Origin of the sequence: Noviherbaspirillum autotrophicum, from assembly GCF_000818395.1 — a bacterium.
GTDB classification, from domain to species: domain Bacteria; phylum Pseudomonadota; class Gammaproteobacteria; order Burkholderiales; family Burkholderiaceae_D; genus Noviherbaspirillum; species Noviherbaspirillum autotrophicum.
The window spans coordinates 1,543,793-1,565,278 of sequence record NZ_JWJG01000028.1 but is presented as its reverse complement, the minus strand read 5'-3'; the positions used below and the strand labels follow the sequence as shown (position 1 = coordinate 1,565,278).

Below are 21,486 nucleotides of genomic sequence, written 5' to 3'. Positions count from 1 at the left end.
ATTGAGCCGAGATTCGCGCCGCACCGGCGAATGCCGCCACTGACCAAATGTTTCAGAAAGAGAGTGATTGCATGACCGAACTCACCGACGACGCAGTTGCACAACTGACCGGGATCGACCAGAGAACCATCGACGCGGTCCTGCACGGGCGCCTGGCGGATCCGTTCGCGCTGTTCGGGCCGCACCGGATGGAAGACAACATCGTCGTTCGCACGTTTCAGCCCGGCGCGCTGGCGGTCGACGTGGTGGAACGCCTGCCGGGCAACGATACCGGCAGCCGCCTGCTCGAATCGCTCTACAACGTCAATCAGAGCGGCCTGTTCGTCAGCGGCGCGCCGCTCCTGGCGCCGGGCCAGGACTACCTGCTGCGCGTGACCTGGCCGACCGCCGCCGGCGGCGAGCACATGCAGTACATGGAGGACCCGTACCGCTTCGGCCTGCTGCTGGGCGAGCTCGACATGCACCTGCTGCGCGAGGGCACGCACCGCGAACTGGGAAACTGCCTGGGCGCCAACCCGATGACGATCGACGGCGTGGCCGGCACCCGCTTTGCCGTCTGGGCGCCCAACGCGCGGCGCGTGTCGGTGGTGGGCGACTTCAACCAGTGGGACGGCCGGCGCCATCCGATGCGCCTGCGCCTGGAGGCCGGCGTGTGGGAATTGTTCATCCCGCGCCTGAAAAGCGGCGCGCGCTACCAGTACGAAATCGTCGGCGTCGACGGCAACGTGCTGCCGCTCAAGGCCGATCCCGTCGCGCGCGCCACCGAGCCGCCGCCATCGACCGTTTCGGTGGTGGCGTCCGACCTGCCGTTCCGCTGGAGCGACGGCGACTGGATGGCCAGCCGCGCGGCGCGCCATCATGCCGCCGCGCCGCTGTCGATCTATGAAGTGCACGCCGGCTCCTGGCTGCGCATCCTCGAGGAGGACAGCCGCAGCCTGAACTGGCACGAGCTGGGCGACCGCCTGATTCCGTACGCGCTAGGCATGGGCTTTACCCATATCGAGTTCCTGCCGATCATGGAACACCCGTTCGGCGGCTCCTGGGGCTACCAGCCGCTCGGGCTGTTCGCGCCGACTGCGCGCTTTGGTCCGCCGGCCGGCTTCGCCTCCTTCGTCGACCGCTGCCATGCCGCTGGATTGGGCGTAATACTGGACTGGGTCCCCGCGCATTTTCCGACCGACGCGCATGGCCTGGTGCGCTTCGACGGCACGGCGCTCTACGAGCACCAGGACCCGCGCGAAGGCTTCCACCAGGACTGGAACACGCTGATCTACAACCTGGGGCGCAACGAGGTCTGCTCGTTTTTGATCGCCAGTGCGCTGGAATGGCTGGAGCGCTACCACGTCGACGGCCTGCGGGTGGACGCGGTCGCCTCGATGCTGTACCGCGACTACAGCCGCAAGCACGGCGAATGGGTGCCGAACGTGTACGGCGGCAGGGAAAATCTGGAAGCCGTGGCATTCCTGCGCAACCTTAACCAGGTCATCGGCGAACGCTGTCCCGGCGCGATGATGATCGCCGAAGAGTCGACTGCCTGGCCGGGCGTGTCCTCGCCGGTGGTCGAGGGCGGCCTGGGCTTTACCCATAAGTGGAACATGGGCTGGATGCACGACACCCTGCGCTACATGGCCTACGACCCGCTGTATCGCCAGTACCATCACCACGACATGACCTTCGGCCTGATCTACGCGTTTTCGGAAAAATTCGTCCTGCCGATTTCGCATGACGAAGTGGTGCACGGCAAGGGTTCGCTGCTCAACAAGATGCCGGGCGCGGACAACTGGCAGCGGCTGGCCAACCTGCGCTCCTATCTCGGCTTCATGTGGGCGCATCCCGGCAAGAAGCTGCTGTTCATGGGCTGCGAGATCGCGCAGCAGACGGAGTGGAACCATGACGCCTCGCCCGACTGGAGCCTGCTGGACAATCCGGCGCACCGCGGCGTGCAGCGGCTGGTGCGCGACCTCAATCGCATCTACGCCGCCGAGCCGGCCCTGCATCGCAAGGATGCCAGCCCGGAGGGGTTTGCCTGGGTGATCGGCGACGACAACCACAACAGCGTGTTTGCGTTCCTGCGCAAGGGCGACGCCGGCGACGCGCCAGTGGTGGTGGTGCTGAACATGACGCCCGTGCCGCGCGAGGGCTACCGCATCGGCGTGCCGACAGGCGGGGAATGGCGGGAAGTCATGAACACCGATGCCGCGGCCTACGGCGGCGCCGGCATGGGCAACGGCGAGGCAATCCGCGCCGACGCTCATCCCGCGCACGGCATGGAGCAATCGCTGCAGCTGCGGCTGCCGCCGCTGGCGGTGCTGATCCTGAAACCGGCGCAGTATCCGGCGCACTGAGAATGGCGGCCCTGCACCTGCCTCTGGCATCCATCCAGCCGGGCTCACCCTATCCGCTGGGTGCGACCTATGACGGCACAGGCACCAATTTCGCAGTGTTTTCCGCGCATGCGGAAAGGATCGAGCTGTGCTTTTTCGACGCCACGGGGCGGCACGAGCTGGCGCGCTGCGCGCTGCCGGAATGTACCAACGAAGTGTGGCACGGCTATCTGCCGGGCGTGCATCCCGGCGCGCTGTACGGCTACCGCGCCTACGGCCCGTATCAGCCGGAGCAGGGGCATCGCTTCAATCCGAACAAGCTGCTGCTCGATCCCTATGCAAAGCGCCTATCCGGGCAGGTGCGCTGGGCCGACACCCTGTACGGCTACCGCATCCATTCGCCGCGCGCCGATCTGTCGTTCGACCATCGCGACAGCGCGCCGTCCATGCCCAAGGCCGTGGTCGCCAATTCCACCTTCCACTGGCACGGCGACGCCCCGCCCCGGGTGCCGTGGGAGCGGACTGTGATCTATGAAACCCACGTACGCGGCATGACCCTGCGCGCGCCGCGCGTGCCGGCCGACGAGCGCGGCAGCTTCGCCGGGCTGGCCAATCCGTGGGTGATCGATTATCTCGTCAAGCTCGGCATCACCGCCGTCGAGCTGTTGCCGGTGCACGCCGTCCTGCAGGACCGCCGCCTGCTGGCAAGCGGGCTGGCCAATTATTGGGGGTACAACACGCTGTCTTTTTTCTGCCCGGAGCCGCGCTATCTGTCGAGCGGCTCGCCCGACGAAATGCGCCACGCGGTGCGCCAGCTGCATGCAGCCGGCATCGAGGTCATCCTCGACGTGGTGTACAACCATACCTGCGAGGAAAGCGAACTGGGCCCCACCCTGTCGCTGCGCGGGCTGGACAACGCCAGCTACTACCGGCTGCAGGACAACAACCTGCGGCACAACGTCAACGACACCGGCTGCGGCAACACCCTCAACATGTCGCATCCGCGCGTGATTCAGATGGTGATGGATTCGCTGCGCTACTGGGTGCAGGAATTCCACGTCGACGGATTCCGCTTCGACCTCGGCGCCACGCTCGGGCGCGAGCATCACGGCTTCGACCCCGGCTCGGGCTTTTTCGATGCGCTGTTGCAGGACCCGGCGCTGGCGGGCGTCAAGCTGATTTCCGAACCGTGGGACCTCGGCCCCGGCGGCTATCAGGTCGGCAACCATCCTCCTGGCATAGCCGAATGGAACGACCGCTTCCGCGACGACGTGCGCAGCTTCTGGCGCGGCGACCCCGGCATGCGCGGCGCGATTGCCAGCCGCCTGCTCGGGTCGGCCGACCTGTTCAATCACCACCGCCGCCGCTCGTGGGCCTCGGTCAATTTCGTTACGGCCCATGACGGCTTCACACTGCAGGACCTGGTCAGCTACAACCAGAAGCACAACGAAGCCAACCTCGAGGAAAACCGCGACGGCAGCAATGAAAACCGCAGCTGCAACTGGGGCGAGGAGGGGCCGACAGCTTCCCCGAAAGTGCTCGCCACGCGCGAGAAGGTCAAGCGCGCCATGCTGATGACGCTGCTGCTTGCCAACGGCACGCCGATGCTGCTGGGCGGCGACGAGTTCGGCCGCAGCCAGAACGGCAACAACAATCCGTATTGCCAGGAGTCCGACATTTCCTGGTTCGACTGGAGCCTGCTCGACACCGAAGCCGGGTGCGCACTGCTCGATTTCACGCGGCGCTGCATCGCGCTGCGGCGCGAACTGCCGACGCTGTGCAGCACGCGCTTTCTGAAATCGCGACCGAAGACGATGCATCGCCTTCCCGACATCAGCTGGTTCGACGAGACCGGCGAAGAGATGACGCCGGAGCGCTGGCACTTTGCGGAAGGGCGCTTGCTGGCGTTGCGCCGTACGGCCGGCAACCCGCACGCCGGCACGGTGTCCGCATCGCTGCTGCTGCTCAACGCCTTTTCCGAAGACCGCGAGTTCGACCTGCCAAAGCCGGAAATGCCGTGGCAGGTGCTGCTCGATGCCGCCGAGCAGTCGCATGGAGGCGGACGCGCCCGGGCCGTGCAGCACAACAGGATCCGGGTGTTCGCGCATAGCGCCTTATTACTGATAGCCGAACATGTCACCATTTAATCCATCCTTCGGCGCGCAACTGGTCGCGCCCAACCGCACCCGCTTTCGCCTGTGGGCGCCCGACAAGGCGCAGGCCAGCGTCGAGATCGACGGCATGGCGGCGCTGCCGATGAAGCGGCTTGACGGCGGCTGGTTCGAGGCCCATGCCGAGTGCGGTGCCGGAGCGCGTTACCGCTACCGAGTCGAACCCGGCCTGGCGGTGCCCGACCCGGCGTCGCGCGCCCAGGCCGGCGACGTGCATGATGCCAGCATCGTGTGCGACCCCGGCTCTTATCAATGGAAAAACACCGATTGGAATGGCCGGCCCTGGCACGAAACCGTCCTGTACGAGCTGCATGTGGGCGCGTTCGGCGGCCGCGAAGGATTCCGGGGCGTGATGCGGCAATTGCCGGCGCTCGCGGACATCGGCATCACCGCGGTCGAGCTGATGCCGGTCGCCGATTTTCCGGGGCCGCGCAACTGGGGCTACGACGGTGTGCTGCCCTATGCGCCGGATGCGGCCTACGGCACGCCGGACCAGCTCAAGGAACTGATCGACGCAGCGCACGGGCTGGGCATGATGGTCTTCCTGGACGTGGTGTACAACCACTTCGGGCCGGATGGCAATTACCTTGGCGCCTATGCCTCGTCCTTCTTCCGCGACGACATCCAAACGCCGTGGGGGCAGGCGATCGACTTCCGCCGACGCGAGGTGCGCGACTTTTTCACGGAGAATGCGCTCTACTGGCTGCACGAGTTCCGTTTCGACGGCCTGCGGCTGGATGCGGTGCATGCCATCAGCGAGAGGGACTGGCTGGTGGAACTGGCGCAGCGGGTGCGCGCCAGCATGCCGCCGCAGCGCCACGTGCACCTGGTGCTGGAAAACGACGACAACAGCGCGCGCCTGCTTGAGCGCACTCCTTCCCGCCTGTTCGACGCCCAGTGGAACGACGACATGCACCACATCGTGCATGTGATGCTGACCGGCGAGCACGAGGGCTACTATGCCGGCTACGTCAATCAGTCGTCGGAAAAGCTGGCGCGCGGGCTGGCCGAAGGCTTCATCTACCAGGGCGAGACCTCGCTCTATGCGGGCGGCGCCTTGCGCGGCGAGCCGAGCGCGCACTTGCCGCCGACATCCTTCGTTTTCTTCCTGCAGAATCACGACCAGATCGGCAACCGCGCCTTCGGCGACCGCCTCACAACGCTGGCTGACCCGCATGCGCTGCGCGCGGCGGTCGCGCTCCTGCTGTTGTCGCCGCAGATTCCGCTGCTGTTCATGGGCGAGGAATACGGCGCGACCCAGCCTTTCCTGTATTTCACCAGCCACCTGACGCCGCAGCTGGCCGACGCGGTGCGCAGCGGGCGGCGCCAGGAATTCGCGCGCTTTTCCGCCTTCTCCGACCCGGCCCGCCGCGAGCGGATTCCCGATCCGAACGACGAGCAAACCTTCCTCGACTCGATTCCGAAGCCCGACGCCGATGTTGCCGTCGCCTGGCGCGACTGGATAAAGAGCCTGCTTGACATCCGGCGCACGCACATCGTTCCGCGCCTGCATGCGGCGCAGGCGCTCGGTGCCGAAATCATCGGCAAATCCGCGGTGAAGGCACGCTGGCGCATGGCGGACGGCAAGGCGCTGATGGTCGCCATCAATCTTGGCGCGGCACCGGCGCCGATCAGCTATCACCGGCTGGCCGACGGCCAGGGCGGAACGATTCTTTTTGCAACCGGAGGCGTGGAGAATTCGGTGCCCAGCAACGAACTGCCATCGAACGCCTTCATCGCGGTTCTGGAGGCTTCGGCATGAACGATGCAGACGTGTTGAATCTGGCGCGGGCTGCCGGCCTGTCGCATGAATGGACCAATGCCTTTGGACAGCCGATGCAGGTGGCGCCGGATGCGCTGCGGGCGATCCTCGAGGCGCTCGGCTTCCCCTGCGCCAGCGACGAGCAGCGCCGCGACAGCATCGCGCGCCTGGCCGCGCTGCACGACGCGGACCGGCTGCCTACCCTGGCGACGGGCACGGTCGGGGAACCGATCCGCCTGGCGCCGATGCCGCACTTGGCCGGCATGCCTTACCGCATCGAGCTCGAAGACGGCGGCCATGTCGACGGCCGCTTTCCCGATGACGTGTCGGCAGGCGCCGTGCTGCCGGCGCTCGAACGCTATGGCTATCATCGCCTGCTGGTGGCGAATGAAACGGCGACGCTGGCGGTGGCGCCGCCGCGCTGTTTCGGCGTGGCCGATACGCTCACCGCCGGCGCCGGCAGCTCGCCGCCAGATCTGCGCCTGTGGGGGCTGGGTGTGCAGCTGTATTCGATCAGGCGCTCCGGCGACGGCGGCATCGGCGACTTCAGCGGCCTGTCTGCGCTGGTGCGCTCGGCCGCAGCGCATGGCGCGTCGGCAGTGGCGATCAGCCCGGTGCATGCGATGTTCAGCGCCGATGTGCGCCGCTTCAGCCCCTACGGGCCTTCCAGCCGGCTGTTCCTGAATGCCTTGCATATCGACCCGGCGGCGGTGCTGGGAGCCGATGCGATGGCGGCGGCCCTGGCCGGGCTCGGCGCGGACGCCGCCGCCAGGTACGCCGCGCTGGAGCAGGATGAGCTGATCGACTGGCCGGCGGCTGCTTCGCTGCGGCTGGCGCTGTTGCGGCGCCTGCACGAACGTTTTGTCGCAGGCGATGCCGGCGGTGACTTCGAACAATTCCGCCGGCAGGGCGGGGATGCGCTGCGAGACCATGCGCGCTTCGAGGCCTTGCATGCGTGGCGCGTCGGGCACGGCGAGAGCGGCGACTGGCGCACCTGGCCCGCAGGCCTGCGCGACCCGCGCAGCGCCGACGTCGAGGCGTTCGCGCACCAGCACGCCGCCGAAGTTGGCTTCCACGAATTCCTGCAATGGCAGGCCGCACGCGGCCTGTCTGGCGCACAAAAGGCGGCGCGCGACGCAGGCATGCCGATCGGATTGATCACCGATCTGGCGGTGGGCGCCGACAACGACGGCAGCCAGGCATGGAGCCGGCAGGCAGAGATCATCAACGGCCTGTCGGTCGGTGCGCCGCCGGACGTGCTCAACACGCACGGCCAGAGCTGGGGGCTCGGCGCGTTCTCTCCGCATGCGATGAAGGCGCAGGGCTTCGGCGCCTACATCGAGATGCTGCGCGCCACCTTTGCCCATGCCGGCGGCGCGCGCATCGACCATGTGCTCGGCCTGACCCGCCTGTGGCTGGTGCCGAACGGCGCATCGCCTCAGCAGGGCGCCTACCTGCGCTATCCGCTAAAGGACTTGCTGCGCCTGATCGCGCTGGAATCGTGGCGCCATCGCGCGATTGTCATCGGCGAAGACCTCGGCACCGTGCCCGAAGGCTTCGATACGCAGCTGGCGCAGGCCGGGCTGCTGGGCATCCGGGTGCTGATGTTCCAGCGTCACGGTGCGCGCTTCCTGCATCCCGGCGAATGGCCGCGCCATGCGATTGCGACCACCACTACCCACGACCTGCCGACGATTGCCGGCTGGTGGCAGGAGCGCGACATCGACTGGCGCGCGCGGCTCGACTTGCTTGCGCCGGGCCAGTCCGAAAGCGACGCGCGACACGACCGCGCACGCGAGCGCGGCGAACTGTGGCAAGCCTTGATCGAAACGGGCAATGCGCACGGCACGATGCCTGCCTCGGATCAGAGTGCGCCGGTGGTCGATGCGGCAGCGGCCTTCATCGCCGCCGCGCCCGCGCCGCTGGCGGTGCTGCCGGTGGAGGATGCGCTCGGCCTGCAGGAGTCCCCCAATCTGCCCGGCACGGTCGACACCCATCCCAACTGGCGCCGCCGCCTGCCGCAAACGGTTGACCGGCTGCTCGACGAACCGGCGGTGGCGAACCGGCTTGCAGCCATGAACCGCAACCGCTCCTTCAAGGAATCATGATGTCCATTCCGTCGTCCACCGCCAGGTTGCAGCTGCACAGGGATTTCAATTTCGAGCAGGCGGCCGAGGTGGTGCCTTATTGCGCATCGCTCGGCGTCAGCCACATTTATGCGTCGCCGATCCTGACCGCGCGCAGCGGCTCAATGCACGGCTACGACATCGTCGATCCCACCCATATCAACCCGGAGCTCGGCGGCGAGGAAGGGCTGCGCCTGCTGGTCGGGCGCCTGCGCGCGGCTGACATGGGGCTCATCCTCGACATCGTGCCTAACCACATGGGCGTGGGCGCCGAAAACCCGTGGTGGCAGCACGTGCTCGAATGGGGGCCGGGCAGCCCCTACGCGCACTGGTTCGATATCGACTGGCATCCGGCCGACGAGTCCCTGCACGGCAAGGTGATGGCGCCGTTCCTGGGGCAGCCGTACGGCGACGTGCTGGGCGCGGGCGAGATCCGGCTGCAGTTCAATGCCGAGCGCGGCAAGTTCCATGCGGCGTACTACACGCACTGCTTTCCGATCGCTCCGGCAGACTACGCCGGCATTTTGCGCGCGGCCGGCTCGCCGCGCCTGAACGCGGCGATTGCCACCTTCGAGGAGGGCGGGCGCGAGCGCGGTGCGCTCACCCAGCACAATGCCGATATGGGCTGCAGCCTGCTGCGCGAACTGGCGCGCAGCAGCGAGGGCCGCGCCGACATCGAGGCGGCCCTCGCGCATTATTCTGTGCAAACGCCGCAGGGGTTCGAGAATCTGCATGCGCTGCTGGAGTGCCAGCATTACCGCCTTGCGTGGTGGCGCTGCGCGGCCGACGGCATCAACTGGCGCCGCTTTTTCGAGGTCACCGACCTGGCCGGCGTGCGGGTGGAGCAGGACGAGGTGTTCGAGGCCACCCATGCGCTGATCTTCCGGCTGTACACCGAGGGGCTCATCGACGGCGTGCGCATCGACCATGTGGATGGCCTGGCCGATCCGGGCGCCTATTGCCGCAAGCTGCGGCGCCGGCTGCAGGCGCTCTCCGCGCAGCGCCCGCCGGAACTGCCGCCGGCGCCGGCCTACATCGTCGTCGAGAAGATCCTGGCGCATGACGAGCAGTTGCGGCGCGACTGGGACATCGACGGCACCAGCGGCTACGATTTCATGGACCGCGTCGGCGCGCTGCTGCACGATCCGGCCGGCGAGGCGCCGCTCTCCGCGCAATGGTCGGAACTGAGCGGGCGCGACCTCGACTTCCAGGACGAGGTGCGGCTGGCCCGGCGCCAGCTGCTTGCCGCCAACCTGGCGGGCGAATTCGAGGCGACCGCGCGCTCCCTGCATGCGGTGGCGCGCACCGACCTGCGCACGCGCGACTATTCGCTGGGCGCGATCCGGCGCGTATTTACCGAACTGCTGGTGCATTTTCCGGTGTACCGCACCTATACCGGCATCCAGGGCCGAGACGAGCTGGACCAGGAAGTGATCGACCGCACGCTGGAAAAGGCGCGCCACAGCGTGGAGCGCACCGAAGCGCCGCTCCTGGACGTGCTGGCGCGCTGGCTGGGCGGCGACGCGCCGCGCGACGCCGCCAGCCAGCGCGTGCGCAGCCTGCACCAGCGCGCCATCACGCGCTTCCAGCAGCTGACGCCGCCGCTGGCGGCCAAGTCGGTCGAGGATACCGCCTTCTACCGCTATGGGCGGCTGCTGTCGCGCAACGAGGTCGGCTCCGATCCGTGCGAATTTTCCATCAGCGTCCGCGAGTTCCACGAAGCGAACCTTGCCAGGGCTGCGCACTTCCCCCACTCGATGCTGGCCACCGCGACCCACGATCACAAGCGCGGCGAGGACGTGCGTGCGCGCATCGCGGCAATCAGCGAGCTGGCCGGAGAGTGGGTGCGCACCGTGCACGAGTGGATGCACCTGAATGCGCCGGCGCGCGGCACCGTGACCGGGGAGGGCGGCATTTCGGCCTCGGTCGCGCCGCAACCCGCCGACGAGCTGATGCTGTACCAGATGCTGGCGGGCGCCTGGCCGATCGGGCTCGACATCACGGACCGGGAGGGTGTCGCCCAGTTCGCCCGGCGCATCGAGAACTGGCAGACCAAGGCGCTGCGCGAAGCCAAGCAGGTCAGCGACTGGGTCATGCCCAACGAAGAGTACGAAGCGGCTTGCCGGCGCTTCCTGCTTGCCATTCTCGATGTGAAGCCGGAAAACGCGTTCCTGTCCGCGCTCGCCGCCTTCGTGCGCAGGCTCACCCCGGCGGGCGTGGTCAACAGCCTCGCGCAGACCGTGCTGCGTATGACGTCGCCCGGCGTGCCCGACCTGTACCAGGGAACCGAGTTCTGGGACTTCAGCCTGGTCGATCCGGACAACCGGCGCCCTGTCGATTACGCGGCGCGCCTGCAGGCGCTGCAAGGCGCAGATGCTCCCATCTCGGGTGTCGCAGGCTGGCAATCGGGGCGCCTCAAGCAGCAGATCGTCCGCCGTACGCTGCGGCTGCGCGCGCGTGAACACGACCTGTTTTTCCGTGGCGCCTACCAGCCGCTCGGCGTCACCGGAGCGCAGGCCAGCCATGCGATCGGATTCGCCCGCCGCCTGAAGGATCGCGCTGCGATCGTCCTTGCGACCCATTTGCCGGTGCGCTTGCTGGGCGACGATGGCTTGCCCGTCGCGCCCGCCGACGTCTGGCAGGATACGGCGGCCGACTTGTCGTTCGTGACGAACTCGACCTGGATGGACATGTATACGGGGCGTACTGTGCGCACGGCATCGGGAAAGCTGCTCATGCGCGATGCCTTGGCGCTGCTGCCGGTGGCGTTGCTGGTCGAGGCGTAGGAGCCGCCCGCGTACCTGTCCTGTTCCTCCAACTCGTTATGTGGCAAACTGCGGGCTGCATCAAGGAGTTGCAATTAAGTCTAGGGCGATTTGCCTGTCCGTGAAAACGCCCGCTTATGCGCAACCTCTTCCAGGAGTCATCTTTTGAGCATCATCAAAAATCTACCATTCGAATGGCTGGTCGGTATCCGCTATACGCGCGCCGGACGGCGCAGCGGTCGCAACAGTTTCATTTCCTTCATTTCCCTCATTTCGATGGCCGGCATAGCGCTCGGCGTGGCCGCGCTGATCGTGGTGCTGTCAGTGATGAACGGTTTCCAGAAGGAGGTGCGCGACCGCATGCTGTCGGTGCTGTCGCACATCGAGGTGTACGACGCCAGCGGCAGCATGCCGGACTGGCGCGCCACCGCGCGCGAAGCCTTCCAGGACAAGGAAGTCATCGGCGCAGCGCCGTACGTGGCGGCGCAGGCCATGCTCACGCATGACGACACGGTGCGCGGAGTGATGGTGCGCGGCATCCTCACGCAGGAAGAGCCGAAGGTGTCGGACGTGGCGCAGCAGATCAAGGCCGGTAGCTTCGGCAGCCTGCAACCGGGCGAATTCAACATCATCCTCGGCAAGGAACTGGCGCGCGGACTGCATGTGGAGGTCGGCGACAAGGTCACGATGATCGCGCCGCAAGGGCAGGTTACGCCCGCCGGCGTGCTGCCGCGCCTGAAGCAGTTCACGGTTGGCGCCATCTTCGAGGCGGGACACAACGAATACGACTCCAGCCTGGCCTTCATCCAGATCGACGACGCGATGCGTATGTTCCGGCTCGACGGCCCGTCCGGCCTGCGCCTGCGGGTGCAAGACATGCAACGCGCGCCGCAGGTGGCGACGGCCTTGTCCCGCATCCTGTCCGGCAACCTGTACATCCTCGACTGGTCCAAGCAGAACCGCACCTGGTTTGCCGCCGTGCAGACCGAGAAGCGCATGATGTTCATCATCCTTACGCTGATCGTGGCGGTCGCCGCCTTCAACCTGGTGTCGACGCTGGTGATGACCGTCACCGACAAGCAGTCGGATATCGCGATCCTGCGCACGCTGGGCGCGTCGCCCGGCTCCATCATGAAAATCTTCATGATCCAGGGCGCGCTGGTCGGCCTGCTCGGCACAGCCATCGGGGTCGGCCTGGGCGTGATCGTGGCGCTCAACGTCGACGTCATCGTGCCCTTCATCGAGCACCTGCTGGGCGTGCAGTTCCTGTCCAAGGATATCTACCTGATCACCGCCTTGCCGTCCGACCTGCGCTGGCCCGATGTATGGACGATCGGCTCCGTATCCGTGATCCTGGCCTTCCTCGCCACGCTGTACCCGAGCTGGCGCGCCGCCGGCGTGCGGCCGGCCGAGGCGCTGCGCTACGAATGACGACGAACAGACCGGAATACTTGAGATGAATCAAACCGTATTGTCATGCCGCGGCCTTGCCAAGACCTTCACGCAGGGGAAGTACTCGGTCGACGTGTTGAAAGGCATCGACTTTTCCGTGGACAGGGGAGAGCGTGTTGCCATTGTCGGCGCATCCGGTTCGGGCAAGTCGACGCTGTTGCACCTGCTGGGCGGACTCGATACGCCGAGCGCAGGCAGCGTCACGCTGCTCGGCCAGGACGTCGCGGGCCTCAGTGAAAAGGCGCGCGGCGAGCTGCGCAACAAGTCGCTCGGCTTCGTGTACCAGTTCCATCACCTGCTGCCGGAATTTTCAGCACTTGACAACGTGGCCATGCCGCTCATGATTCGGCGTGTCGGCCGCCAGCAGGCGCACGAGGCGGCGCAGGCGGTCCTCGCGCGCGTTGGCTTGTCCAAGCGTGTGACGCATGTGCCGGGCGAGTTGTCCGGCGGCGAGCGCCAGCGCGTGGCACTGGCGCGCGCGCTGGTGACCCAGCCGGCCTGCGTGCTGGCCGACGAGCCGACAGGCAACCTCGACCGGGTCACAGCGCACAAGACCTTCGACCTGATGCTGGAATTGTCGCGCACGCTGGGCACCGCCTTCGTGATCGTCACCCACGACATCGAACTGGCGCGGCATTGCGACCGCGTGCTGCGGCTGTCGGAGGATGGGTTGCATCCCTATGTGGATTGACACCCATTGCCATCTCGATGCCAGTGAATTCGGCGGCGAGGCTGGCGAGGTTGCCGCCAGGGCGGCGCAGCAGGGCGTCTCCCGCATCGTGATCCCCGCCGTCGAGCGCGGCAATTTCGACACCGTCCGCGCCTTGGCCCGGCAGCACCCGAACTGTACTTATGCGCTGGGTATCCACCCGATCTTCGTGCCGCAGGCGGCACAGGATGACCTAGCGGCCTTGCGCGTCGCTGTCGAAGCGGCGCTGCACGACCCGCGCTTAGTCGCTGTCGGCGAAATCGGCCTCGATTTCTTCGTCCCCGGCCTGCGCGACGAGCCGTTGCGCGAAAAGCAGGAGTTCTTCTACAGCGAGCAGCTCAGGATCGCGCGCGACTTCGGCTTGCCGGTGCTGCTGCACGTGCGCCGTTCGCAGGACATCATCCTGAAGTACCTGCGCCGCATCGCGGTCCCGGGAGGGATTGTGCATGCCTTCAATGGCAGCTTCCAGCAGGCGCAGGAATTCATCCGGCTCGGCTTCAAGCTTGGATTCGGCGGCGCGATGACTTTCACCCGTGCACAGCAGATCAGGCGCCTGGCCGCCGAACTGCCGGAACAGTCGCTGGTGCTGGAAACCGACGCGCCCGACATCCCACCGGCATGGATCCATCGCGGCCGCAACAGCCCCGAGCAGCTGCCGCGCATCGGCCAGGAGCTTGCCGCGCTGCGCGGCATTCCGCCTGCGCAGGCGGCCCGCATTACTTCCGACAACGCGCATGCCGTACTGCCGCGCCTGGCGCAGCTGAACTGAGGCCATGCGCAGCGCCATCCTCGGTTTCGCGCTGGGTGTCGCCTGGCTGCAGAATCAGGCGGCGCTGCCGCAGCAGTACGTGCTGGCGCTGCAGGTTGCCACCGCACTGGCATTCCTTGTTTTTTCTCGCCGCATTGCGCGTCCTGCGCTCAAGGTGGTCATGCTGGGCGCCGGCGGAGTGCTGATCGGCTTTGCCTGGGCTGCGCTGTTTGCATCGCATTATCTGGCGCAGGAGCTGCCGAAGGAGTGGGAAGGGCGCGACCTCACCGTCGTCGGCACCGTCGACAGCCTGCCGTATTACGCAGAGCAGGGCGTACGGTTCAATTTTGCAGTCGAGCGTATCATCGCGCCGGCCGAGGCCGCGCCGTCACTGCCGCCCCGGCTGGCATTGTCATGGTACGCGGCAGCGGGCACCGACGGCCGGCCGGCGGCGATAACGCTGCAGCCGGGCGAACGCTGGCAATTGACGGTGCGTCTGCGCCGTCCGCATGGCAATGCCAATCCCTACGGTTTCGATTACGAGGTGTGGCTGCTGGAGCAAAACCTGCGCGCCACAGGCGCCGTGCGGCCGGACCAGGACCTGGCCTTGAAAAACCGGCGGCTGGATGAATTCGCCACTTCGTTCGGCAATGTCGTGCAGCGCGGTCGGAGCTGGCTGCGCGACCGGATCGTCGCGGCGCTGCCGGACGAGCCCTATGCCGGCGTGATCGTCGCGCTCGTGATCGGCGACCAGCGCGCCGTCAGCCAGTCCGACTGGACAGTTTTCAACCGGACCGGCGTGTCGCATCTGATCTCGATCTCCGGCCTGCATGTCACGATGATCGCTGCGATGTTTGCCGGCCTGGTATTTGCGTTGTGGCGGCGTTCTTTCTTCACCCTCGCTGACCTGCCGTTGTTGCTGCCGGCACAAAAGGCGGCGGCGCTGGCGGGCGCGCTGGTTGCCCTGCTGTATGTGCTGCTGGCAGGTTTCGGCGTGCCCGCGCAGCGCACACTGTACATGTTGTCGGTGGTGGCTGCCGCGCTCTGGTTTGGCCGCCTCACCAGCGTGTCGCATGTGCTGTGCGCGGCGCTGGGCGTCGTGGCCTTGCTCGATCCGTGGGCAGTGCTGTGGCCCGGCTTCTGGCTGTCGTTCGGCGCAGTGGCGGTGATCCTGTTCGCATCGGTCGGCCGCGTACGGTCGCATGCCGAAAAGTCGGCCGGCCCGGGCCAATGGCGCGCATCGGCGCGGTCCGCCATCCGCACCCAGTATGCGGTGACGATCGGCCTGGTGCCGCTGACGCTGCTGTTGTTCGGCCAGATTTCCCTTGTCAGCCCGATTGCCAACGCGGTGGCGATCCCGATCGTCAGTTTTCTCGTGACGCCGGCTGCGCTTGCGGGAAGCGTGCTGCCGGCGCCGTTGGGCGGCTGGATACTCGGCTTCGCGCACCTGCTGATCGAACAGCTTGCGCACTTGCTTGGTTGGCTCGGAGCATTTCCTGCGGCGGTCTGGACTGCCCCGATTCCGTCATGGTGGGCATTTGCGGCAGCACTGGTCGGGCTGCTGTGGCTGCTGGCGCCCGCTGGCTGGCCGGTGCGCTGGCTCGGGGCGGTCGGCCTGCTGCCGGTTGTACTGAGTGGTCCTGTCCAGCCGCGCGAAGGCGAAATGTGGGTAACCGCCTTCGACATCGGCCAGGGAACGGCCTTGCTGGTCGAAACCGCACACCATCGCCTGTTATATGACACCGGACCCGCCTATGCACCGGATTCCGACGGGGCCAGCCGCGTGATCCTGCCTTACCTGAAGGCGCGCGGCATTACGTCTCTCGACGGCGTGATCGTGTCGCACAGCGATGCCGATCATGCCGGCGGCGCGCTGTCGCTGTTCGAGGAAATCCAGATCGGCTGGGTATCCTCGTCGCTTCCGTCGGATCATCCGGTCCGGCGGAAGGCGGCAAACCACAGGCGCTGCGAAGCGGGCCAATCCTGGTCCTGGGACGGCACGGCATTCGAGATGCTGCATCCGTCCGCCGCCAGCTACGACAGCACGAAGTGGAAGCCGAACGCGCGCAGCTGCACTCTCAAGGTCACGCTGGGCGGCAAGTCGGTGCTGCTGCCGGGAGATATCGAGGCAGTGCAGGAAACGGAGCTGGTCGAGGGCGGCGCGCAGCAGCTGCGCGCAACGGTGCTGGTTGCGCCGCATCACGGCAGCGGCACCTCGTCGACGCCGGCCTTCCTGCAAGCGGTCCAGCCGCAGATCGCGCTGTTCCAGGTCGGCTACCGCAACCGCTACCGGCATCCGAAGCCGGAGATCTATGAGCGCTACGGCGAGATGGGAATCAGGCGCTTGCGCAGCGACGACTCGGGAGCCGTCGCCCTGCATTTTGCCGGCGGTCTTGAGGTGACCGAATACCGGTGCGAGCATGCACGCTACTGGTATGGCCGTTAGCGCACGTCGTCTATTTCGGTGCTTCGGTTGCGTCCTTCTTGAAACTGAACAGCCAGAGGAAGTAGCCGATCATCGCGAACAGGACAATGAAGACCGCGACCGAAAACAGGCCGACATCGGAGGTAAACAACAACTTCCATGCTTGCATGATTGACTCCTGAATGAGTGGGAAAATCTGCTGCACAGGAAGCCGGAAACTGCGCCCGGCTCGCCTTGCGATCCTCTTTGGCTTCTATCAGGCAACATGCATGCCAGTCGACGATGGCCGACCAAAGGCTGGTAAGGCGTTAATTTTATTAACTTTTTTGCCAGCCCTGGAAAATCGGCAGAGTGCGTGCTGAACTGCCTGTTTTGTCAGAATGGCAGTTGTGGCAGTTGCGTGTGTCAGACGAAAGCCGCAATGTAGATCGCCGCGCTGCAGTAACCGCAGCGTGCAGTTTGTCTTCGCTGGTGTTCGGCTAGACGCGACTGCGATGTCGCCACCTTTCAATCCCATTACAATCTCGGCCAAGCTTTGCATCGCGGCGATTCTCGTTCGCCGTCCAACAACAAATAATGACCAAACCGATCCTTCATTTCGCACATGCGAACAGTTATCCCGCCGGGACGTATCGCGTGTTTTTCAAGCACCTGGCAAAGAACTACGACGTGCAGGCGCTGGACATGCACGCGCACAATCCAGCCTATCCGGTGCGCGACGGCTGGACTGCACTGGCGCGCGAGCTGACCGACGAACTGGCGGCGCGCTATACGCAACCGGTGATCCTGGCTGGACACTCGATGGGCGGCATGTTGAGCCTGATGGCAGCCAAGGCGCGACCGGAGCTGGTGCGTTGTGTCGTGATGCTCGATTCACCGGTGGTCGCCGGCTGGCGCGCGCTGCTGCTGGGCGTTGCAAAGAGGATCGGCGTCGACAAGAAATTCTCGCCCGCGCAATTCTCGGAAAACCGGCGCCACCTCTGGCCTGACGCCGATGCGGCGTACCGGCATTACGCATCCAAGGCGATGTTCGCCGCCTGGCCGCCGCAGGTCTTGCGCGACTATATCGAGCATGGCCTCAAGCCGCATCCGCAGGGCGTGACTCTGCGCTTCACACGCGAGACCGAAACTGCGGTCTACCGCAGCCTGCCGCATCACGTCGGCGCCCAGGTGCGGCGTGGATTCCCGGTGCCAGTCGGGTTCGTCGGCGGGACCGAGTCGGTCGAATGCCGCCAGGCCGGCCTTGCTGCAACCCGGCGCCTGGTTGGACGGCATTTCGCGCAAGTGCCCGGCGGCCACCTGTTCCCCATGGAGTCGCCGGCCATCGCGGCACATGCCGTTCATGCGATGATCCAGTCACTGCTTCAATCCTGAGTCCACTATGCGCCATACATTTCTGAAACCGATTGCCGCATGCCTGCTATTCGCCGTTTGCGCGGCGGCGCTTGCCGACAGTTCCGGCAGCTTGCTGGCCGACTACCGCAAGGTCAGCGCCGAAGGCAAGACCGCACACATTGTCGACATCGACAACGACACGCTGCTGTTGAACGATAACGACGGCTTTTACACCAGCGGCATGCGCTACACCCAGGCGCACACGCTGTCCGACGGCGTGCGCGCGACCACATTCGGCTGGCGCATTGGCCAGGAACTGTATACAGCCTCCGACATCAAGCTGCCGCCGGAGCTGATCGGGCCACCGGACCATCCGTATGCGGGCTGGCTGTATGGCGGGTTTTTCAGGGATGTCAGCAGCGCCGACGGCAGCCGTGCGACGGTCGGTGTCGATATCGGCTGCCTCGGCCCTTGTGCAGCCGGCGAATGGACGCAAAAGAATTTTCATCGTGTGATCAATCAGCCGGAGCCGCGCGGCTGGAGCAAGCAGGTGAAAAATGAAGTGGGCGTGGTGTTGTACGCTGATGTCGCTCCGGTGCGCTGGACGCCAGGCACGTCACTCGACGTCACGCCGCGCTTTAATGCGCGCTTCGGCAATATCTACACGGATGCCGGCGCCGGCCTGACCGTGCGGGCCGGACGACTCAATCTGCTGCCGAACCAGCCGACTTTCCATGGTTTCGTCCGGGCCGACGTGCACGCCGTCGGATACAACGCGACGCTGCAGGGCGGCTATTTTTCAGATAAGAATCCGCATACGGTCGCGCCCAAGCGCTGGATCGGTGAAGCCGAAGCCGGGGTCGTCTGGCAAAGCGCACAGTTCGGCGCCCGGCTGGGGCTGGTGCGGCGCAGCAACGAAATTCGGGATTTGCCCAACTCCATCGGCGCCCAGAATTTCCTGCGCCTGCAGTTTTCTTATACGCCCTGACTGCGACTCGCCGGGAAAAACGCCGCCCAAGCAAAAACGGAGAGCAGGAAAACGGTTTAGGGTATAATTTGAATTTCCCGCGAGTGCCGTCCGGCACATCTCAGCAATGACCAAATTTGTATTCGTCACTGGCGGCGTCGTGTCGTCCCTCGGTAAAGGGATTGCCGCCGCATCTCTGGCTGCGATTCTCGAATCGCGCGGCCTTAAAGTCACCCTCATCAAGCTCGATCCGTACATCAACGTTGATCCGGGAACGATGAGCCCATTCCAGCACGGCGAAGTGTTCGTCACCGACGATGGCGCCGAAACCGACCTCGACCTCGGCCATTACGAGCGTTTCATCACTGCCAGGATGAAAAAGCTCAACAACTTCACGACCGGCCAAATTTATGAATCGGTGATCCGCAAGGAGCGCCGCGGCGAGTATCTCGGCAAGACCGTGCAGGTGATTCCGCATATCACCAATGAAATCCAGGATTACATCCACCGCGGCGCCGAAGGTTTCGATGTGGCGCTGGTGGAAATCGGCGGCACCGTCGGCGACATCGAGTCGCTGCCGTTCCTCGAAGCCGCACGCCAGCTGAGCCTGCGTGCCGGTCGCGACGAGACTGCGTTCGTGCACCTGACGCTGGTGCCGTATATCGCCTCCGCCGGCGAATTGAAGACCAAGCCGACCCAGCACAGCGTCCAAAAGCTGCGCGAGATCGGCATTTCGCCCGATGCGCTGCTGTGCCGCGCGGACCGTCGCATTCCGGACGACGAGCGCGCCAAGATTTCGCTGTTCTCCAACGTGCGTGAAGATGCCGTTATCTCGGTCTGGGATGCGGACTCCATCTACAAGATTCCCCAGATGCTGCACGACCAGGGGCTGGACAAGATCATTTGCGACAAGCTCGGCCTGTCGCCCAAGCCGGCCGACCTGTCGGTCTGGAACAAGCTGGTCTATGCGCTGGAGCACCCGAAAGCCGAAGTCACGATCGGCATGGTCGGCAAGTACGTCGATCTGACTGAATCGTACAAGTCGCTGACCGAAGCGCTGCGCCATGCCGGCATCCATACTGAGAGCCGCGTCAATATCGAGTACATCGACTCCGAGGAAATCGAAGAGAAGGGCGTCGGCAGCCTGGCGAAGTACGACGCAATCCTGGTTCCGGGCGGCTTCGGCAAGCGCGGCGTGGAAGGCAAGATCGCCGCAGCACGTTATGCACGTGAAAACAAGATTCCTTACCTCGGCATCTGCCTCGGCATGCAGGTCGCGCTGATCGAATTCGCGCGCAACAAGGCTGGCCTGACAAACGCCAATTCGACCGAGTTCGATCCCGAAGCCGAACATCCGGTGGTTGCGCTGATTAACGAATGGCAGAACCACGACGGCAAGATCGAAAAGCGCGATGCGAATTCCGACCTCGGCGGCACCATGCGCCTCGGTGCGCAGACTTGCGCGGTCAAGCCGGGTACGATTTCCGCCGAAATCTACGGCAATGAAGTCACCGAGCGTCATCGTCATCGCTACGAAGCGAACAACCACTACCTCGGCCGCGTGGAAGAAGCCGGCCTGGTAGTCGCCGCCCGCACCCCCAACGAAGGACTGTGCGAAATCATGGAGCTGCCGCGCACTGGCGAAAACGCGCATCCGTGGTACATCGGCGTGCAATATCACCCGGAATTCAAGTCGACTCCGCGTGATGGGCATCCGTTGTTCATCTCCTTCATCAAGGCGGCGCTGGCGCATAAGCAGTCGACGTCGCAAAGGAAAGCGGCATGAAGCTTTGCGGTTTTGAAGCGGGACTCGACCGGCCGTTCTTCCTGATCGCCGGTCCGTGCGTGATCGAGTCGCAGCAGCTTGCGCTTGATACCGCCGGCCGCCTGAAAGAACTCACCTCCGAACTGGGCATCCCGTTCATTTACAAGTCGTCGTTCGACAAGGCCAACCGTTCTTCCGGCTCGTCGTTCCGTGGCCTTGGCCTGGACAAGGGGCTGGAAATCCTGGCCGAAGTCAAAAGGCAGATCGGCGTGCCGGTATTGACCGACATCCATGAAATCGACGAGATCAAGCCGGTGGCTTCGGTTGTCGACGTGCTGCAAACGCCTGCCTTCCTGTGCCGCCAGACCGATTTCATCCGCGCCTGCGCACAGTCCGGCAAGCCGGTGAACATCAAGAAGGGCCAGTTCCTCGCGCCGCACGACATGAAGAATGTCATCGACAAGGCGCGCGCCGCCGCGAAGGAAGCGGGGCTGGAAGAAGACAACTTCATGGCGTGCGAACGCGGCGTCTCGTTCGGCTACAACAACCTGGTATCCGACATGCGCTCGCTGGCGATCATGCGCGAAACCGGCTGCCCGGTCGTGTTCGACGCGACTCATTCGGTGCAACTGCCGGGCGGGCAGGGCACATCCTCCGGCGGCCAGCGCGAGTTCGTGCCGGTGCTGGCTCGTGCGGCGGTGGCAGTCGGCATCGCCGGCCTGTTCATGGAAACCCATCCGAATCCTGCAGAAGCCATGTCCGACGGTCCGAACGCCGTGCCGCTCGGACGCATGAAGGAATTGCTGTCGACGCTGGTCGAACTGGACCGCGTCGTGAAGAAGACTGGTTTCCTGGAAACCAATTTTTCGTAATTGCGTCAACATTGCGGGCTCCATTGCACGGCGCCCGCAACTCGCAGCAGGCTTAGAAACCTGCC

The 21,486-nt window shown here is 65.4% G+C and carries 14 protein-coding genes; 13 read left to right on the top strand and 1 reads right to left on the bottom strand.

Annotation, left to right across the window (positions count from 1 at the left end; translation table 11 throughout):
* Positions 1–71: 71 nt before the first annotated feature.
* The 9 genes from glgB to TSA66_RS08535 all read left to right on the top strand — a co-directional run bounded on the left by glgB (position 72) and on the right by TSA66_RS08535 (position 16,503).
* The gene (gene glgB / locus TSA66_RS08575; RefSeq protein ID WP_040039692.1) at positions 72–2,345 is read left to right on the top strand and encodes a 1,4-alpha-glucan branching protein GlgB; all 2,274 of its coding nucleotides are present in this window, start codon (positions 72–74) and stop codon (positions 2,343–2,345) included.
* A 2-nt stretch (positions 2,346–2,347) separates the two neighbouring features.
* Complete coding sequence (gene glgX / locus TSA66_RS08570; protein ID WP_040039691.1) at positions 2,348–4,471, top strand: glycogen debranching protein GlgX; 2,124 nt, start codon at positions 2,348–2,350, stop codon at positions 4,469–4,471.
* Positions 4,458–6,257 (top strand): malto-oligosyltrehalose trehalohydrolase, encoded by a 1,800-nt coding sequence (treZ, locus tag TSA66_RS08565; protein ID WP_040039690.1) that lies wholly within the window; start codon positions 4,458–4,460, stop codon positions 6,255–6,257. Before glgX ends, treZ begins: the two co-directional genes overlap by 14 nt.
* Positions 6,254–8,365: a 4-alpha-glucanotransferase gene (gene malQ, locus TSA66_RS08560; protein WP_040039689.1), complete on the top strand. Its 2,112-nt coding sequence runs from the start codon at positions 6,254–6,256 to the stop codon at positions 8,363–8,365. Before treZ ends, malQ begins: the two co-directional genes overlap by 4 nt.
* Positions 8,365–11,169 (top strand): malto-oligosyltrehalose synthase, encoded by a 2,805-nt coding sequence (gene treY, locus TSA66_RS08555; RefSeq protein ID WP_040039688.1) that lies wholly within the window; start codon positions 8,365–8,367, stop codon positions 11,167–11,169. The genes malQ and treY overlap by 1 nt, the downstream gene beginning before the upstream one ends.
* A 144-nt stretch (positions 11,170–11,313) precedes the next feature.
* A complete protein-coding gene (locus tag TSA66_RS08550) occupies positions 11,314–12,579 on the top strand; it encodes a lipoprotein-releasing ABC transporter permease subunit (RefSeq protein ID WP_040039687.1) in 1,266 nt (421 codons plus the stop codon).
* Positions 12,580–12,604: 25 nt separating this feature from the next.
* A complete protein-coding gene (gene lolD / locus TSA66_RS08545; protein WP_040039686.1) occupies positions 12,605–13,291 on the top strand; it encodes a lipoprotein-releasing ABC transporter ATP-binding protein LolD in 687 nt (228 codons plus the stop codon).
* The gene (locus tag TSA66_RS08540; RefSeq protein WP_040039685.1) at positions 13,281–14,078 is read left to right on the top strand and encodes a TatD family hydrolase; all 798 of its coding nucleotides are present in this window, start codon (positions 13,281–13,283) and stop codon (positions 14,076–14,078) included. The genes lolD and TSA66_RS08540 overlap by 11 nt, the downstream gene beginning before the upstream one ends.
* Before the next feature lie 4 nt (positions 14,079–14,082).
* Positions 14,083–16,503 (top strand): DNA internalization-related competence protein ComEC/Rec2, encoded by a 2,421-nt coding sequence (locus TSA66_RS08535; protein WP_040039684.1) that lies wholly within the window; start codon positions 14,083–14,085, stop codon positions 16,501–16,503.
* A gap of 10 nt (positions 16,504–16,513) precedes the next feature.
* Here the strand turns inward: TSA66_RS08535 and TSA66_RS26100 are convergent, their stop codons facing one another.
* Complete coding sequence (locus TSA66_RS26100) at positions 16,514–16,651, bottom strand: DUF3149 domain-containing protein (RefSeq protein WP_084199422.1); 138 nt, start codon at positions 16,649–16,651, stop codon at positions 16,514–16,516.
* Positions 16,652–17,058: 407 nt separating this feature from the next.
* Between TSA66_RS26100 and TSA66_RS08530 the strand changes: the two genes are divergently transcribed.
* From TSA66_RS08530 to kdsA, 4 genes are all read left to right on the top strand, one after another.
* A complete protein-coding gene (locus TSA66_RS08530) occupies positions 17,059–17,856 on the top strand; it encodes an alpha/beta fold hydrolase (protein WP_040039683.1) in 798 nt (265 codons plus the stop codon).
* A 7-nt stretch (positions 17,857–17,863) separates the two neighbouring features.
* Complete coding sequence (locus tag TSA66_RS08525; RefSeq protein WP_232429430.1) at positions 17,864–18,805, top strand: lipid A deacylase LpxR family protein; 942 nt, start codon at positions 17,864–17,866, stop codon at positions 18,803–18,805.
* 106 nt (positions 18,806–18,911) lie between these two features.
* Positions 18,912–20,570 (top strand): CTP synthase, encoded by a 1,659-nt coding sequence (locus tag TSA66_RS08520; RefSeq protein ID WP_040039682.1) that lies wholly within the window; start codon positions 18,912–18,914, stop codon positions 20,568–20,570.
* Positions 20,567–21,421 carry a 3-deoxy-8-phosphooctulonate synthase gene (gene kdsA, locus TSA66_RS08515; RefSeq protein WP_040039681.1) on the top strand — a complete coding sequence of 285 codons (855 nt, stop codon included), beginning with the start codon at positions 20,567–20,569 and terminating at the stop codon, positions 21,419–21,421. Before TSA66_RS08520 ends, kdsA begins: the two co-directional genes overlap by 4 nt.
* Positions 21,422–21,486: the final 65 nt, after the last annotated feature.

What these genes read in the sequence shown, in the direction of transcription:
- glgB (WP_040039692.1), top strand. Translation starts at nt 72, where the DNA reads ATGACCGAACTCACCGACGACGCAGTTGCACAACTGACCGGGATCGAC.
- treZ (WP_040039690.1), top strand. Translation starts at nt 4,458, where the DNA reads ATGTCACCATTTAATCCATCCTTCGGCGCGCAACTGGTCGCGCCCAAC.
- treY (WP_040039688.1), top strand. Translation starts at nt 8,365, where the DNA reads ATGTCCATTCCGTCGTCCACCGCCAGGTTGCAGCTGCACAGGGATTTC.
- TSA66_RS08530 (WP_040039683.1), top strand. Translation starts at nt 17,059, where the DNA reads ATGACCAAACCGATCCTTCATTTCGCACATGCGAACAGTTATCCCGCC.
- glgX (WP_040039691.1), top strand. Translation starts at nt 2,348, where the DNA reads ATGGCGGCCCTGCACCTGCCTCTGGCATCCATCCAGCCGGGCTCACCC.
- TSA66_RS08535 (WP_040039684.1), top strand. Translation starts at nt 14,083, where the DNA reads ATGCGCAGCGCCATCCTCGGTTTCGCGCTGGGTGTCGCCTGGCTGCAG.
- TSA66_RS08520 (WP_040039682.1), top strand. Translation starts at nt 18,912, where the DNA reads ATGACCAAATTTGTATTCGTCACTGGCGGCGTCGTGTCGTCCCTCGGT.
- kdsA (WP_040039681.1), top strand. Translation starts at nt 20,567, where the DNA reads ATGAAGCTTTGCGGTTTTGAAGCGGGACTCGACCGGCCGTTCTTCCTG.
- lolD (WP_040039686.1), top strand. Translation starts at nt 12,605, where the DNA reads ATGAATCAAACCGTATTGTCATGCCGCGGCCTTGCCAAGACCTTCACG.
- malQ (WP_040039689.1), top strand. Translation starts at nt 6,254, where the DNA reads ATGAACGATGCAGACGTGTTGAATCTGGCGCGGGCTGCCGGCCTGTCG.
- TSA66_RS08525 (WP_232429430.1), top strand. Translation starts at nt 17,864, where the DNA reads ATGCGCCATACATTTCTGAAACCGATTGCCGCATGCCTGCTATTCGCC.
- TSA66_RS26100 (WP_084199422.1), bottom strand. Translation starts at nt 16,651, where the DNA reads ATGCAAGCATGGAAGTTGTTGTTTACCTCCGATGTCGGCCTGTTTTCG.
- TSA66_RS08540 (WP_040039685.1), top strand. Translation starts at nt 13,281, where the DNA reads ATGTGGATTGACACCCATTGCCATCTCGATGCCAGTGAATTCGGCGGC.